We start from the raw sequence: 15506 nt of genomic DNA, 5'->3' as shown, positions 1-15506 counted from the left end.
AGCCTGCTTGTGTGCCGGCAACTTACAGCGCCAGCGCTTTTTCCACCGCGCCAACGAGTTTCTTGTCGTCCGGCGTCACCTTGCTGGGGAAGCTTTCCACCACTTTGCCGTGGCGGTCGATCAGGTATTTGTGGAAGTTCCAGGCCGGGGTCTTGCCCGTCTGCTTGATCAGGTCCACGTACAGCGGATTCGGCGCAGGGCCGGAGACGACCGACTTCGAAAACATGGGAAACTTCACGCCATAGGTGTTGTAGCAGAAATCGGCGATTTCCTTGCTGTTACCGGGCTCCTGCTTGCCAAAATCGTTCGACGGAAAGCCCAGCACCACCAAGCCCTTGCTGCCGTACTTGGCGTACAGCGCCTCGAGCCCTTCATATTGATTGGTAAAACCGCAATAACTGGCCGTATTGACCACCAGCACGACCTTGCCCGCGTACTGGCACAGGTTTTGCGGCGCCTCATCCTGCAGGCGGTTGAAGGTCTGCTTGAGGATGGCCGGGCAAGCGGCCGGTGCAGCGGCTGCTGGCGCGGTGTCGGCGGCATGGGCCGGCATGGCCAGGCTGGCGCCGGCGGCAAGGGTGGTCAATGCAAACAGCTGGGCAAGAGTCTTGGACATGAAGGGCACCATGGTTGAACGGAAAAAACCATTCTATGTCAAACGCCGCGCGTGCGTACAAGACGGACAACAACAGCGATGGCTTGAGCGACATCAATGACGGTGCAGTACTTGCCCAGCGCACAGTTTTTTTACCTATGCTCGGCCTTCCTGTCCCTTTCCCTGCCTTGTGGAGTCGCCATGCCCTTCCCGCACCTGACCGCGCACCTGACAACACTAACCACCGCCCTGCTGGCCGCCAGCCTGCTCATCCTGGCGCCAGGCGGCGCGCACGCCGCCACGACGGCCAAGCCCGCCAAGCCCGCCGCGACCAAGGACGCGCCCGCCCTGCCCGTCTACCAGGCTGATCTGAGCCAGACCACCGTGTCCGGCCTGTCCTCTGGCGGCTTCATGGCGGCGCAGTTTGCCGTCGCCTACTCGGCCACGGTGGCCGGTGCCGGCATCATCGCGGGCGGCCCGTATTTCTGTTCGGGCCAGCCGGGCCGCTTCCCCTACATTCCCTACCTGACGAATGCCTTGAGCACCTGCATGAATCCGGGCAGCGCGCAGGTGGCGCCGCCCGTCGCCAGCGAATTGCTGCGCGCGGCGAACGATTTTGCGCGCGAGCGTCTCATCGACGACACGGCCAACCTGAAACGCCAGCGCGTATATCTGTTCAGCGGAACGAAAGACCAGACCGTGACGCGGCCGGTGGTGGAGCAGGTGGGGAAATTCTATCAACTGGCCGGTACGCCAGCGGCGCAGATCCGCTTCATCGACACGCTAGTCGCGGGCCACGCGATCCTGACGGACAGCAACGCCGACAAGCCTTGCGCCGTGACGGAGTCGCCGTTCATCAACGACTGCGACTATGCGCAGGCGCGCGACATCCTGCAGCACCTGTACCCGGACCTGCAGCCGTCGGCGACCACCCTGACGGGCAAGCTGATCGCCTTCAACCAGCGCAGCTTCATCCAGAACGCGTACTCGAGCATGAACAACACGGGCTACGCCTACATCCCGAAAGCCTGCAACAGCGAGAGCTGCCGCGTGCACGTGGTGTTCCATGGCTGCCTGCAAACGACGCAGGCGATCGGCGACCGGTTCTATACGAGCACCGGCTACAACCAGGTGGCGGACGCCAACAAGATCATCGTGCTGTATCCGCAAGCCGAACCGAGCCCCGTCTACCCGTACAACCCGAAAGGCTGCTGGGATTTCTGGGGCTATACCAGCATCAATCCGATCGACCCGGATTTCTACCGCAAGAGCGGCACGCAGATGGAGGCGGTCAAGGGCATGCTGGACAGGTTAGGATCGGCTCGCAACAGCCGTCGATAACGGACGTCACGGATGCTTGAGAAAATCGTAGCGAGCGGCAACGATTTCTGGCTAAGAAGCGCAGCTGTACTTTAGTACAGTGAGCATCGCAGGCCGGAAAGCGCGCCGCGCAGTAGATTTAATCAAGCATTCTAGATCCCGCCCATGCAGATGTATTTGATGACGAGATAGTCTTCGATACCGTAGGTCGACCCTTCACGGCCCAGGCCCGATTGCTTGACGCCGCCGAAGGGGGCGATCTCGTTCGAGATCAGGCCCGTGTTCACGCCAACCATGCCCGTTTCCAGGCCTTCGGCCACACGCCAGATGCGGCCGATGTCGCGCGAATAGAAGTAGGCGGCCAGGCCGAACTCCGTGTTGTTGGCCAGGCCGATCACTTCATCGTCCGTCTTGAAGCGGAACAGGGGTGCCAGCGGGCCGAAGGTTTCCTCGGTGGCCACGCGCATGTCGTTCGTCACGTCGGCGATGATGGTCGGCTCGAAGAAGCCGTTGCCCAGCGCATGGCGCTTGCCGCCAGCCAGCAGGCGGCCGCCCTTGCCCAGCGCATCGGCCACGTGTTCTTCCACCTTGGCCACGGCCTTGGCGTCGATCAGCGGGCCTTGCGTGACACCGGCCTCGATGCCATTGCCCACCTTCAGCTTGGCCACGGCCGCCACCAGCTTGTCGGCAAACGCGTCGTACACGCTGTCCTGCACGTACAGGCGGTTGGCGCAGACGCAGGTCTGGCCCGCATTGCGGTATTTCGAGGCGATGGCGCCTTCCACGGCCGCGTCCAGGTCCGCGTCGTCGAAGACGATGAACGGCGCATTGCCGCCCAGTTCCAGCGACAGTTTCTTGATCGTCGGCGCGCACTGTTCGGCCAGCAAACGGCCCACCTGGGTCGAGCCCGTAAACGTCAGCTTGCGCACGATGGGGTTCGACGTCATTTCGCCGCCGATGTCTTTCGGCGCGCCCGTGACGATGCTGAACACGCCCGCAGGCACGCCCGCGCGCTCGGCCAGCACGGCCAGCGCCAGCGCGGAAAACGGTGTCGCTTCCGCCGGTTTCAATACCATCGGGCAGCCGGCGGCCAGGGCCGGGCCGACCTTGCGCGTGATCATGGCGGCGGGGAAATTCCATGGCGTGATGGCGGCGCACACGCCGATCGGCTCCTTGGTGACGACGAGGCGGCGGTCCGGCCATGGCGATTGCAGGGTATCGCCCGCGACGCGCTTGCCTTCTTCGGCAAACCACTCGATGAACGAGGCGCCGAACTGTACTTCGCCCTTCGCTTCCGGCAGGGGCTTGCCCTGCTCGGTGGTCATGATCAGCGCCAGGTCATCGGCGTTTTCCAGGATCAGGTCATGCCAGCGGCGCAGCACGGCCGCGCGTTCCTTGGCCGTCTTCTTGCGCCAGGCCGGCCAGGCGGCATTGGCCGCCTCGATGGCGCGGCGCGTCTCGGCTGCGCCCATCAGGGGCACCGTGCCGATATGCTCGCCCGTGGCGGGATTGTTCACGTTAATCGTCTGGCCACCATCGGCATCGATCCAGGCTCCATTCACGTAAGCCTGGTGACGCAACAAGGTAGGATCTTTCAACTGCAGCATATGGATCTCCGGTCTGGTTTGAATTATCGACGAGGGATACTATGCCACAGCGCGGCCGATTCCGCAGGCGCATGCGCGGAACACGATCAAGCTCTACTCGACCTTGAAAGACGACAGTTTCGGGTCCGGCGCCGGGTATTCCAGCTTCATGCCCTGCAGGGTTTCCAGCAGCAGGGACGCGACCACGAGATTGCGCTGGGTCTTGGAGTTCGATGGCACCACATACCACGGCGCGTGATCGGCATCCGTCTCGCGGATCGCCGTTTCATAGGCGCGCTGGTAGCCATCCCACTTCTTGCGCTGGGCGATATCGTTGGGGTCGAACTTCCACTGGCGGTCGGGATCATCGAGCCGCTCCTGCAGCCGTCCCCGTTGCTCGTCCTTCGAGATATGCAGGAAGATTTTCAGGATGACGGTGCCCGTTTCGCTCAGCATGCGCTCGAAATCGCGGATCTGCGCGTAGCGGCGCTGGCATTCGGCCTTGTCGATCATGTCCTGCACGCGCGTGATCAGCACATCTTCGTAATGGCTGCGGTTGAAGATGGCGATCTCGCCCTTCACGGGCACGTGCTGGTGCACGCGCCACAGGTAATCGTGCGCCAGTTCGATATCGGTGGGGCCCTTGAACGCGATGGCGCGGATACCCATCGGGTTGATGTTGCTGAAGATGGCCTTGACCGTGCCATCCTTGCCCGACGTATCCATGCCCTGCAGGACCAGCAGCACCTTCTTTTTGTGCTGCGCATACAGCATGCTCTGGCATTCGGCGATCTGCGCCGTCAGCGCCACGGTTTCCTCGCGGTCCATGGCCTTGCACTGGGCCGGCGTCAGTTTCTTGTTCGCCGCCTTGGTGGCGGCGCCCAGCAGGCGCTTGCCGGCGAATTCCTCGTTCAGCTCGAAGCCCTTGCCGGCGCGAAATTGGGTGCGCGCCTTCATGCCGCCACCGCCAGCTTGCGGTGCTCGATTTTTGTGCAGTGATCCATCACCACGTCCAGGCCCGCCGCCCGCGCCAGCTGCGCCGCCTGCTCGTTGACGATGTCGAGCTGCAGCCACAGACAGCCCGCCTTGACGGCGATGGATTCCTCGGCGATGGGCAGGATATCTTCGGATTTGCGGAAGCAGTCGACGATGTCGATGCGCGCCGGCGCGACGGCAGCGGCCGCCTCCGTCAGATTGGCGTAGGCGCGCTGCCCCAGCACATCGCGCCCGGCCAGGGCCGGATTGACGGGCAGCACGCGGTAGCCATGGCGCAGCAGGTAGTCGGCCACTTCATGGCTGGCGCGTTCGGGCTTGTCGGACATGCCGACGATGGCGATGATGCGGCTGTCTTGCAGGATGCGGGCGATGTTGGACATATTCTGGTCTATGAAGCGTGCGACATTGCCCGCCTAGCGTAGCAGATTCCCGTCCCGCCGGGAGCTAGCCAGAACCCCCAATATTACGCACGGCCGCCATCTTCGCCACGAAAGCCTGCGCGCGCGCCGTCACGGCCGCGTAATCGCCCGTGGCGCCCGGCCCACTGAGGCTGCTGCCGATGCCCACGGCCACGGCGCCGCTGGCAAACCATTCATTGAGGTTCTCCACCGTCACGCCGCCCGTCGGCATCAATGGCGCTTGTGGCAGAGGCGCGCGCAGGGCCTTGATGTAGGCGGGGCCGAACATCTCGGCGGGGAAGACCTTGACGATGTCGGCGCCCGCCTGCAGGGCCGTGACGATTTCCGTCGGCGTCATCGCGCCCGGCATGGACAGTACCTGGTAGCGCTGGCACAGCGCGATGGTGTCCACGTTGACGCTGGGCGAAATGATGAACTGGGCGCCGGCCAGGATAGCGGCGCGCGCCGTCTCCGTATCGAGCACCGTGCCCGCGCCCAGCAGCACGTCATGGCCATGGCGTTCGCGCAAGGTGCGCAGCACGCCCAGGGTGTCGGGCGTGGTGAACGCCACTTCCAGCGCCGTGATGCCGCCGGCGATGCACGCCTCGGCGATCTGCACGGCCGCATCGGGCGTATCGGCGCGCACGATGCCGACCATGCCCCGTTCGAGGATGCCATTGAAAACCGTGTGTTTTTGCATATGCTCTCTCCTGTCAGGCCGGCAGGGCGCCAAAGCGCACTTCCGGCAAACCGCGCACGCCCATCTGGCGCGCATGAAACAATCCGCCGGCCAGAGGTTCGCTCGCCAGCTGGGCCGGGGTCAAATTCTCCTGCGCCGTCGTGACGAACAATTCGTCGTAGTGCGGGCCGCCCAGGCTCACGCAGCTGGGCTGCGAGACGGGCAGGCTGATCTTGCGCTCGACGCTGCCGTCCGGCGCGAAGCGCAAGACCCTGCCCGCGCCCCACTGCGCGCTCCACAGGTAGTCATCCGCATCGATGGTGGCGCCATCGGCGGCGCCCGGTCCCGGGTCGAGCACGGCAAACACGCGCACCCGGCTCGCGTCGCCGCCCAGGTAATCGTCCCAGCGGTAGATCGCCCTCTTCATCGAGTCGCAGAAATACATGGCCGTGCCATCGACGCTGAAGCAGATGCTGTTCGAGATGGCGATCTGCGGCAGCGGCAGGCGCTCCAGGGTCAAGTCCAGGTTGAGGCGGTAAAAGCTGCCGATGGCATCGCGGCACGGGCGCTCATCGAGCGTGCCGAAGACAAAGCGTCCCTGGCGGTCGCAGCGGCCATCGTTCAGGCGCGTCATGGGCAAGTCGCCCTCCACCGTGTGCAAGCGCGTGACGGCCCCGCTGCGCGCGTCAAACCAGGCCAGTCCGGAGGCCAGGCCCAGCAGCAGCACCTCGTCGCTGTCCGTCAGCGCGAAACACGCCAGGCGCTCGGGCATGGCCCAGCTCTGGCGCTCGCCCGTGGCCAGCACCAGCGCATGCAGCTGGCAGCCTTCGATATTCGTCCAGAAAACGCGGCCGCTGCGTTCGCACCAGCGCACGCCCTCGCCCAGGAAGTTTTGCGCATCGACCAGTAATTGCGCCTGTGTCCCCATCATCTTTTTTCCTTTAACTCTGTATAACGCATGATAAAACTGTCGCGAGCGGAAGTCAGTTGTGGCCGAGACGCGCAACTGTGCTTGAGCACAGTGAGCATCGAGGCCGCAAATGACGACGCGCAGCAGGTTTGATCGTGCGTTATCCATGTGACTCGCGCGGAACGGCCGAACCGCGGCAACCGACGAGGAAGTCCAGATCCGCGCCTTCGTCAGCCTGCGTCACGTGCTTGATGTACATCGACTGATAACCGCCCTTCATGGCCGGCGGCGGCGCGCTCCACTCGGCGCGCCGGCGCGCCAGCTCCGCTTCGTCGACGTCCAGGTGCAAGCGCCGTCCCGCCACGTCCAGTTCGATCATGTCGCCATCGCGCACCAGGGCCAGCGGCCCGCCCACGGCCGCTTCCGGCGCCACGTGCAGCACCACCGTGCCGTAGGCCGTGCCGCTCATGCGCGCGTCCGAGATGCGCACCATGTCGCGCACGCCCTGCTCCAGCAGTTTTTTCGGCAGTCCCATATTGCCCACTTCGGCCATGCCCGGATAGCCCTGCGGGCCGCAATTTTGCAGCACCATCACGCAGCTGGCATCGATATCGAGCGCGGGATCGTCGACGCGCTTTTTGTAGTGCTCGATGCTGTTGAAGACGACGGCGCGGCCACGGTGCTGCATCAGCTCGGGCGATGCCGCCGATGGCTTGATGACGGCGCCGCGCGGGGCCAGGTTGCCATGCAGGACGGCGATGCCGCCTTCGTCCTTGAATGGCTGCGCCAGCGGCGTGATCACCTCGGGATTGAAATTTTCCGCTTCGGCCACGTTGACGGCCATGGTCGCGCCCGTGACGGTGAGCGCCTCGCCATGCAATTTGCCCAGCAGGTCGCGGATGATCACGGGCAAGCCGCCCGCATAGTAAAAATCTTCCATCAGGTACTGGCCCGACGGCATCAGGTTCAGCAGGCAGGGAATGTCGCGCCCCAGGCGGTCCCAGTCGCCCAGGCGCATGTCCACGCCGATGCGCCCGGCAATGGCCAGCAAATGGATCACGGCATTGGTCGAGCCGCCGATGGCGCCGTTGACCATGATGGCGTTTTCAAACGCTTCGCGCGTGAGGATCTGCGACAGTTTCAGGTCTTCGTGCACCATGTCGACGATGCGCCGGCCCGTCAGCTGCGCCTGCAGCTTGCGGCGCGCATCGACGGCGGGAATTGCCGCGTTGCCAGGCAAGGTCACGCCCAGCGCTTCGACCATGCTGGCCATGGTCGAGGCCGTGCCCATGGTCATGCAGTGGCCGGCGGAACGCGACATGCACGATTCAGCCTGCTTGAATTCGGCCGAGGTCATGCGCCCGGCCCGTACGTCCTCGGAAAACTTCCACACGTCGGTGCCCGAGCCGATCGGCTTGCCACGGTAATTCCCGTTCAGCATGGGGCCGCCCGACAGCACGATGGTCGGCAAATCCACGCTGGCCGCGCCCATCAGCAGGGCCGGGGTGGTCTTGTCGCAGCCCGTCAGCAGCACCACGCCGTCGATCGGGTTGGCGCGGATCGATTCCTCGACATCCATGCTGGCCAGGTTACGGAACAGCATGGCCGTCGGACGCAGATTCGTCTCTCCCAGCGACATGACGGGAAATTCGACGGGGAAGCCGCCCGCCTCAAGCACGCCGCGCTTGACCATCTCGGCCAGGTCGCGGAAATGGCCATTGCAGGGCGTCAGCTCGGACCAGGTATTGCAGATGCCGATGACGGGACGGCCATCGAAGGCGTCGCTGGGATAGCCCTGGTTCTTCATCCAGCTGCGGTGAATAAAACTGTCCTTGTCGTCGCCACCAAACCACGATTGCGAACGCAAGGGGCGCTTGTTCTTGTTGCTGCTCATACTGTCTCCTGCGGGGAAATCAAGCCGCGCGCGGCGGCGATCAGCAGCGCACCGTGACCGGCCAGATTAGCTTGCTGCTGGTCGTCGACGATGATGCGCTTGCCATAAAAAAATCCGTGTTCTTCGATCAGCAGCCCGAGCGCCTGGCGCAGCATGGGCTTGCCGGTAATGACGAGCGGGCTATCGGGCCGCATCTGGATGGCGGTGCTGTTGCGCAGCGCCAGCAGGTCGCCGCTGAGGACGGCGCCCATCAGGAAATTGGCCCGCTCATTGCATTCGATGGCGCTGAACTGGCCCAGAGTGCGCACGCTGAAGCAGGCGCGCGCCAGCCCCGTTTTTTGCGCCGCGGCCGCGCCGGCCAGCAGCATTTTCGGCACCAGCGTCTGCGCAAAACCGCCATCGACCGATTGCTTGATCAAGGTGTGCTGCGTGATCGCCTGCAGCAGTTCGCCCGCGATGGTGGTGCTGCAGCCGAGGATGCGGCGCTGCTCGTCCACACTGATCAGCTTGGTATGCGAACCGGGCATGATCAGGGTCGCCGCGCCCCGCAACTGCAGGCGCTCGAGCAGCGCGACGACTTCCGTCTCTTCGCCGCGCATCATGTCCATCGCTTCGACGTTATGCAGGCCGACGGCGCCATGCTGGTTGCGCACGCCGGGAATCAGCCACAGGGGCTGGGGCAGCACGTCGGGCAAGTCCACCGCCTGCATGCCTTGCGCCAGCTGGGCCAGGCCCGCAGGCGCCGGCAAATGCGGCACTTCCCGCACGCCCATGGGCGAAGTGATCATGCCCGAGGCCAGCGCCAGGTCCACGTCGGACGGCGCGATGCCGGCGCTGGCCAGCACGCTGGCGATGGTGTCGCGCAGCGCCTGTTTCAGCGCGCCGTTATGGCCATCGATGGCGGTATTGCGCACGCCCGTTTCCAGCTGCGCCTGGGCGACGACGGCGCCTGCGCGCCACAGCAAGGTACGCGTATTGGTGGTGCCGGCATCGATGGTGAGTATGTTCATGGACAGGTTCGCAGCGTCGGTCAGGACAAAAATGAATGAGGGAAAAACTACCCCATGGTAGAACTGCCCCGCATATCTGACCAATCACTTATTTGACATCATTGATACCGGTTCGGATATGTCAAACGCATCGATATCCTGCACGCCCAAACGGTAGGCAAGATTGAAGCGCCTCACTTGTCCCGGTTGCAATTGCACACCCTGCGCCAGCAGGGAAAAACAGCGCGCATCGGAATATAAATGGCAACTGTCCTGGGTGCTGTAAAAACGCAGGACCCGCCCCGAAGCGGGGTCGGCCACCCGCGCCGCCTCGCGCAGCTGGCCGCTGCCCGTCCAGTAAAAGTCATGCCGGAATCCCGGCAAGTGCACGAGCGCGGGCCAAGCCAGGCGTGTAGCGAGCGGCGCCGGCTGGCGGAAGTCGAACGCGCTGCCCGCCACGTCGAGCGGAGCGCTGCACGCATGCCCGCCGGGCCAGTAGCGGTCGGCGGCCAGGCGCAGCACATGGTCACCCACGGCCGCGCGGCCGCCCTGCAGATTGAACAGGGGCGCGGCCAGCGCAAAACGGGAAACCGTCTCGGCCGTGGCGACGCAGTCGAGGTGCAGGCTGCCATCCTCGTCAAGCTGGTAGGCCAGGCGCACCGACAGGCCGTCATGCGCCAGGTGCAGCAGCAAGTGGCCGTCGTCCGGCGGCGCGCACTGCCAGACCGTGGACGAGCGCGCCGCAGGGGGCGCGGCGCCCAGCACGTCGGCCAGGCGGCCATAGCGGTCGGGCGCCCACCAGGCCCGCACGCTGGCATCGTGCGCGTCGATGGCCACACGCATGCCGCGCGCATTGCGCAGCAGATGCATCATGGCGCCTGCCCGGGGGCTGGCGGCGGCCGGCTGCGCTGCTGGAATTCACGCGGTGTGCAACCGAGTTCGCGCTTGAAGACGGCATGCATGTACTGCACCGTGGTAAAGCCGCAACGCACGGCCACCTCGGCCACCTGCCCCGGCCCGCGCGCCAGCAGGGTCTTGGCCGCATCGAGCTTGAAATGCAGGATTTCATCGTGCACGCTGCGCCCCAGCTCGTGGCGGAAGTGCGCTTCGAGCGAGGAGCGCGACACGCCCACGTAATCGGCCACCTGCTCCGTCTTGATGCCCTGGCAGGCGTACTGGCGGATGAAGTGGCGCGCCTGCATCACCTGCGGATGCTGAAAAGGCTGGTGGCGCGTGGACGCGAGCACGTTCAGGCCGGCCGGCGGCACGAGGATGCGCGTGCCGGACAGGCGCGCGCCATTCAACATCTGATGCAGCAGATGCGCGGCCGTGCGGCCCATTTCCTCCGTGCCCTGGATCACGGAACTCAAGGGAATGCGCGTGAGCATGCGCGCCAGCGGGTCGTTGTCGATGCCGATCAAAGCCACTTGCTCCGGCACCGCGATGCCCGCATGCATGCACGCTTGCAGCAACTGGCGCGCGCGTGCATCGCTGACGGCGATGATGCCGACGGGTTTTTCCAGGCTGTTGAGCCAGGCGATCTGCTGCTCCACCGCCTCGTCCCACGACGGCGCGCTGGTGGCGACGCCCCGGTACACGTCGGCGCGCATGTGGTCGCGCTCCATCAAGGCGCAAAACGCCGTTTCGCGCTCCTGCGCCCAGCGGTTGACGTCGGCCTCGGGCAGGCTGAAACAGGCGAAACGCGTCAGGCCCGCTTCCACCAGGTGTTCATAGGCCAGCTTGACGATCTTGAAATTATCGGTCGCCACATACGGGATGCCGGCCGGGTAATCCTCGGTGCGCGCATACGAGCCGCCCACGGCCACCACGGGCAGGCGGCTGTGCGCCAGCGCTTCGCAGACGGCGGGATCGTCGAAATCGGCGATGATGCCGTCGCCCTGCCAGCGTTCGATGCCGGGCAGGCGGCAGCGAAAATCCTCTTCCAGGAACAGGTCCCACGACACGCGCGTCGTGTTCAGATAGGCGGCGATGCCCGCGATGATGTCGCGGTCGTAGATTTTATTCCCGTTAAACAGCAGCGCGATCCGGTGCGCGGTCGGCATCTTCATGCTGGTGTCTCCTCCATGTGGCGGCAAGGCCTTTCGGGGCCTCGAAAAACCGTAGCGAGCGGTCCAATATCGCCTTGAGTAGCGCAAGCGTACGGAGGTACGCTGAGCAACGCAGAGGCGATAGTGGGACGCGCAGTAGGTTTGTCGAGGTTCCCCGCTTTCGGCTTCCGCCGCGCGTGCTGACATCGACCCACACGGCCAAAGTGAGGATACTGCCTTTCACGATCATCTGCCAGTAGGTGTCCACGTCCAGCATGGACATGCCGTTATCGAGGCTGGCCATCACCAGCGCGCCGATCAGGGCGCCGTACACGGTGCCCGAGCCGCCGCGCATCGAGGTGCCGCCGATGAAGCAGGCGGCGATCGCGTCGAGTTCGCTGAAGGTGCCGGCCGATGGGGAACCGGCCGCCAGGCGGCCCGTGTTGATCAGGCCTGCCAGCGCGCACATCAGGCCCATGATGCCGAAGATCCACAGCTTGACGGCTTTTACGTTGATGCCGGACAGGCGCGTCGCTTCCATATTGCTGCCGACGGCATAGATGCGGCGGCCGAACACGGTCTGGCTCGTGATGTAGCTGAACAGTCCCAGCAAGGCCAGCAGCAACAGCACGGGCAGCGGAATGCCTTCATAGCCGTTCAGGGTTTGCACGAAGGCATACAGCACGGCGCCGATGACGGCCAGGCGCAAGCCGTCGGCCCAGGGCGCCGTCTGCGGCAAGCCATGCTGGGCGCGGCTGGCGCGCGCGCGCCACGTCAAAAAGGCGGCCAGCAGGAACAGGCCGATGCCCAGCACGATGCCGGGCACTGCGGGCAGGTAGCCCTGTCCCAGGTAGACCATCGGCTCGGAGACGGGCGCGATCGTGATGCCGCCCGTGATGCCCAGCAGGATGCCGCGGTACGCCAGCATGCCGCCCAGCCCGACGATGAAGGACGGGATACCCCGGTACGCCGTCAGGTAGCCATTGAGCAAACCGATCACCAGGCCGCAGCCGAGTACGGCCGCCAGATTCAAGGCCAGCGGCCAGTGCTGCGTGACGTCCAGCACGGCGGCGATGCCGCCGAGCAGCCCCAGCAGGGAGCCGATCGACAAATCGATCTCGCCGGCGATAATCACCAGCACCATGCCGCAGGCGAGGATGCCGGTGACGGACATTTGGCGCAGCAGGTTAGACAGGTTGCGCGGCGTGAGGAAACTGCCCTCCGTCTTCCACGAAAAGAAGGCCCAGATCAGCGCCACGGCGATCAGCAGGGCCAGCATCTTGTATTGGGTGAACAGCTGTTTGATACTGTGCGGTTTCATGCTGCGGTTTCCTTGTTTGCGGTGTTGGCGGCGGGCGCCGGGCGCTGGTCGAGCGCGGCCGCCAGCACGGTTTCCTGGCTCAGGCCATCGTTGATAAAGTCGCCGCGCAGGCGGCCTTCGCCCATCACCAGCACGCGGTCGGACACGCCCAGCACTTCGGCCAGTTCCGACGAGACCATGATGATGGCCACGCCCTGGTCGGCCAGCGCCAGCATCAATTTGTAGATTTCATATTTGGCGCCCACGTCGACGCCGCGCGTGGGCTCGTCGAGGATCAGCACGCGCGGGCGCGTCAGCAGCATCTTGGCCAGCACGGCCTTTTGCTGGTTGCCGCCCGACAGGCTCGTGATGGACAGCGACGGGCTGGCTGCCTTCAGTTCCAGCTTCGCGATCTCGCCGCGCACGGCCGTCAATTCCGCCTCGCCGTCGATGCGCGTGGCGCGCGTGAATTCCTCCAGCACGGCCAGGGTGATGTTCTGCCCCACGTCGAGGTCCGGCACGATGCCGTGGTGCTTGCGGTCTTCCGGCACCATGGCCAGGCCCATGGCGATGGCCTTTTGCGGCGAGCGGGTATCGATCTTGCGGCCATCGAGCCACACTTCGGCCTGGCACGGCCCCTGGTAGGCGCCGAACAGGGCCGAGACGAGCTCCGTGCGCCCCGCCCCCACCAGGCCGGCGATGCCGAGGATCTCGCCCTTGCGCAGGGTGAATGACACATCGTCGACCCGCTTGCGCTGCGGGTTGTCAGCATCGATGCAGGTCACGTGGCGCGCCTCGAACAGCACTTCGCCGATAGGTGCCGGCTGCGCGCGCTGCGGATACAGCTGGCTCATTTCACGGCCCACCATTTGCGCGATGATGCGCTCGACGTTCATCTGCGCCATCGGCGTGGTGGCGATATGCTTGCCGTCGCGGATGACGACGATGGTGTCGCAGATGGCCGCCACTTCATCGAGCTTGTGCGAAATGTAGATGCAAGTGACGCCCTTGGCCTTCAACGCGCGCAGGATATCGAGCAGCACGGCGATTTCCGATGCCGTCAGCGACGACGACGGCTCGTCGAGGATCAGCAGGCGCGCATTCTTGTTGAGCGCCTTGGCGATTTCCACCAGCTGCTGGTGGCCGCCGCCGTAATTCATCACGGGCTGCGCCACGTTCAGTTCGGGAATTTTCAGTTCGCGCAGCAGCTCGTCGGCGCGCTTGTACATGGCCGCGTAGTGCATGCGCCCGCCTGGCAGGGTCAGCTCGCGGCCCATGAAGATATTCTCGGCCACGGACAGCTGCGGCACCAGCATCAGTTCCTGGTGGATGATGATGATGCCCGCGTCTTCCGTGTCGCGGATCGATTGCGCGCGCAGGGGCTGGCCATCCCACAGGATCTCGCCATCCCAGGTGCCATGCGGGTACACGCCGGACAACACCTTCATCAGGGTCGACTTGCCGGCGCCATTCTCGCCGCACAAGCCGATGCACTCGCCGGCCCGCACCTGCAGGTCGATGCCGTCAAGCGCGCGGACACCGCCAAACTGTTTGACGATGCCTTTCATTTCAAGCAGATAGTCGGACATGCTCACTCTCGTTGCGGATACGGGGAAATGTCGGATTACGCGGCACCCATGGCGCCGCTAATCCGACCTACGGCCGATGCGGACGGCCGACACCACCATCGGCGTTTCCGAAGCCGGCGATTGTCGGATAACGGCCGATGCGGGCAATCGCAGGTCGGCTTAGCGCACAGCGCATAAGCCGACATCAAGCGGGTAATCAATTACCCAGCTGCGCCTTGGTATAGAAACCGTCATCGACGAGAATGTTCACATTCGCCTTGGTCAGCGGCGTTGGTTTCAGCAGCACTGTGCTGACTTTTTTCAGGCCGTTGTCATAGCTCGAGTTGTAAGCCGGCTTTTCATTGCGCGCCAGTTGCACGGCCAGCTTGGCCGCTTCCGCAGCGATGGTTTTCAACGGTTTGTAGACGGTCATCGACTGCGTGCCGGCGATGACGCGTTTCACGGCCGCCAGATCGGCGTCCTGGCCCGAGACCGGCACCTTGCCGGCCAGTTTTTGCGCAGCCAGGGCCTGGATGGCGCCGCCTGCCGTGCCGTCGTTCGAGGCGACGATGGCGTCGATCTTGTTGCCGTTGGCCGTCAGCGCGTTTTCCACGATGGACAACGCTTCGGTGGCGCTCCAGTCCTTCACCCACTGCTGGCCGACGATCTTGATGTCGCCCTTGTCGATGAACGGTTTGAGTACCTTCATCTGGCCTTCGCGCAGCATCTTGGCGTTGTTGTCGGTCGGCGAGCCGCCCAGCAGGTAGTAATTGCCCTTCGGCTGCAGCTTGGTCACGCCTTCGGCCTGCATCTCGCCCACTTTCTCATTGTCGAACGAAATGTACGCGTCGATATCGGCGTTCAGGATCAGGCGGTCATACGACAGCACCTTGATGCCGGCCTTTTTCGCTTCCTTGACGGTGTTGTTGAGGACAGTGGCGTTGAACGGTACGATCACCAGCACGTCCACGCCGCGCGAGATCAGGTTTTCGATCTGCGAAATCTGGCGCTGCTCGCTGGCGTCGGCCGATTGCACGAAGACCTTGGCGCCCTGCTTCTCGGCGGCGGCGATGAAGAAATCGCGGTCGCGCGTCCAGCGTTCCACGCGCAAATCGTCGATGGAGAAGCCGATTTTCGGGTTTTTCGCATCGGCCAGGGCGGCGCTGCTGCTCAATGCCAGCATGGCGGTCATGATGGCTGCACTGATGATCTTGTTCATTGTG

General features: G+C 64.4%; 13 protein-coding genes and 1 pseudogene. 1 reads left to right on the top strand and 13 read right to left on the bottom strand.

The window, feature by feature from the left end; genetic code table 11:
* Nucleotides 1-22 precede the first annotated feature (22 nt).
* Entirely contained in the window at nt 23-616 is a 594-nt protein-coding gene (locus AC4BCN_RS01840; protein WP_035828486.1) for a glutathione peroxidase, read from the bottom strand.
* 180 nt (nt 617-796) lie between these two features.
* Between AC4BCN_RS01840 and AC4BCN_RS01835 the strand changes: the two genes are divergently transcribed.
* Nucleotides 797-1936: an extracellular catalytic domain type 2 short-chain-length polyhydroxyalkanoate depolymerase gene (locus AC4BCN_RS01835; protein WP_490492447.1), complete on the top strand. Its 1140-nt coding sequence runs from the start codon at nt 797-799 to the stop codon at nt 1934-1936.
* A 131-nt stretch (nt 1937-2067) separates the two neighbouring features.
* Here the strand turns inward: AC4BCN_RS01835 and gabD are convergent, their stop codons facing one another.
* The 12 genes and pseudogenes from gabD to xylF form a co-directional block, all read right to left on the bottom strand.
* A complete protein-coding gene (gene gabD, locus AC4BCN_RS01830) occupies nt 2068-3522 on the bottom strand; it encodes an NADP-dependent succinate-semialdehyde dehydrogenase (RefSeq protein ID WP_490492446.1) in 1455 nt (484 codons plus the stop codon).
* A gap of 93 nt (nt 3523-3615) precedes the next feature.
* Nucleotides 3616-4458, bottom strand: a complete 843-nt coding sequence (locus AC4BCN_RS01825) for a PPK2 family polyphosphate kinase (RefSeq protein ID WP_456148165.1) — start codon at nt 4456-4458, stop codon at nt 3616-3618.
* Complete coding sequence (locus AC4BCN_RS01820) at nt 4455-4877, bottom strand: CoA-binding protein (protein WP_490492445.1); 423 nt, start codon at nt 4875-4877, stop codon at nt 4455-4457. Before AC4BCN_RS01820 ends, AC4BCN_RS01825 begins: the two co-directional genes overlap by 4 nt.
* 64 nt (nt 4878-4941) lie before the next feature.
* On the bottom strand, nt 4942-5595 hold the full coding sequence (locus tag AC4BCN_RS01815; RefSeq protein WP_490492444.1) for a bifunctional 2-keto-4-hydroxyglutarate aldolase/2-keto-3-deoxy-6-phosphogluconate aldolase: 654 nt from the start codon (nt 5593-5595) through the stop codon (nt 4942-4944).
* 13 nt (nt 5596-5608) lie between these two features.
* The gene (locus AC4BCN_RS01810) at nt 5609-6505 is read right to left on the bottom strand and encodes an SMP-30/gluconolactonase/LRE family protein (protein ID WP_374106849.1); all 897 of its coding nucleotides are present in this window, start codon (nt 6503-6505) and stop codon (nt 5609-5611) included.
* A 139-nt stretch (nt 6506-6644) separates the two neighbouring features.
* Nucleotides 6645-8378, bottom strand: a complete 1734-nt coding sequence (gene araD, locus AC4BCN_RS01805; RefSeq protein WP_490492443.1) for an L-arabinonate dehydratase — start codon at nt 8376-8378, stop codon at nt 6645-6647.
* Nucleotides 8375-9388, bottom strand: coding sequence for a 2-dehydro-3-deoxygalactonokinase (locus tag AC4BCN_RS01800; RefSeq protein WP_034752757.1), 1014 nt, complete (start codon nt 9386-9388; stop codon nt 8375-8377). The genes araD and AC4BCN_RS01800 overlap by 4 nt, the downstream gene beginning before the upstream one ends.
* A gap of 84 nt (nt 9389-9472) precedes the next feature.
* Nucleotides 9473-10240 (bottom strand): aldose epimerase family protein, encoded by a 768-nt coding sequence (locus AC4BCN_RS01795; protein WP_490492442.1) that lies wholly within the window; start codon nt 10238-10240, stop codon nt 9473-9475.
* On the bottom strand, nt 10237-11436 hold the full coding sequence (locus AC4BCN_RS01790) for a XylR family transcriptional regulator (RefSeq protein WP_139091311.1): 1200 nt from the start codon (nt 11434-11436) through the stop codon (nt 10237-10239). The genes AC4BCN_RS01795 and AC4BCN_RS01790 overlap by 4 nt, the downstream gene beginning before the upstream one ends.
* A 166-nt stretch (nt 11437-11602) precedes the next feature.
* Nucleotides 11603-12736: pseudogene (locus tag AC4BCN_RS01785) on the bottom strand (sugar ABC transporter permease); the annotation flags it as partial.
* On the bottom strand, nt 12733-14304 hold the full coding sequence (xylG, locus tag AC4BCN_RS01780) for a D-xylose ABC transporter ATP-binding protein (protein WP_490492441.1): 1572 nt from the start codon (nt 14302-14304) through the stop codon (nt 12733-12735). The gene xylG and the pseudogene AC4BCN_RS01785, both read right to left, overlap by 4 nt.
* A 196-nt stretch (nt 14305-14500) precedes the next feature.
* A complete protein-coding gene (xylF, locus tag AC4BCN_RS01775; protein WP_099377905.1) occupies nt 14501-15475 on the bottom strand; it encodes a D-xylose ABC transporter substrate-binding protein in 975 nt (324 codons plus the stop codon).
* Nucleotides 15476-15506: the final 31 nt, after the last annotated feature.

The sequence above is a fragment of the Janthinobacterium sp. Bl 1 genome, assembly GCF_058215535.1.
The sequence above is the reverse complement of the archived record's forward strand: the minus strand, read 5'-3'. Positions and strand labels throughout refer to the sequence as shown.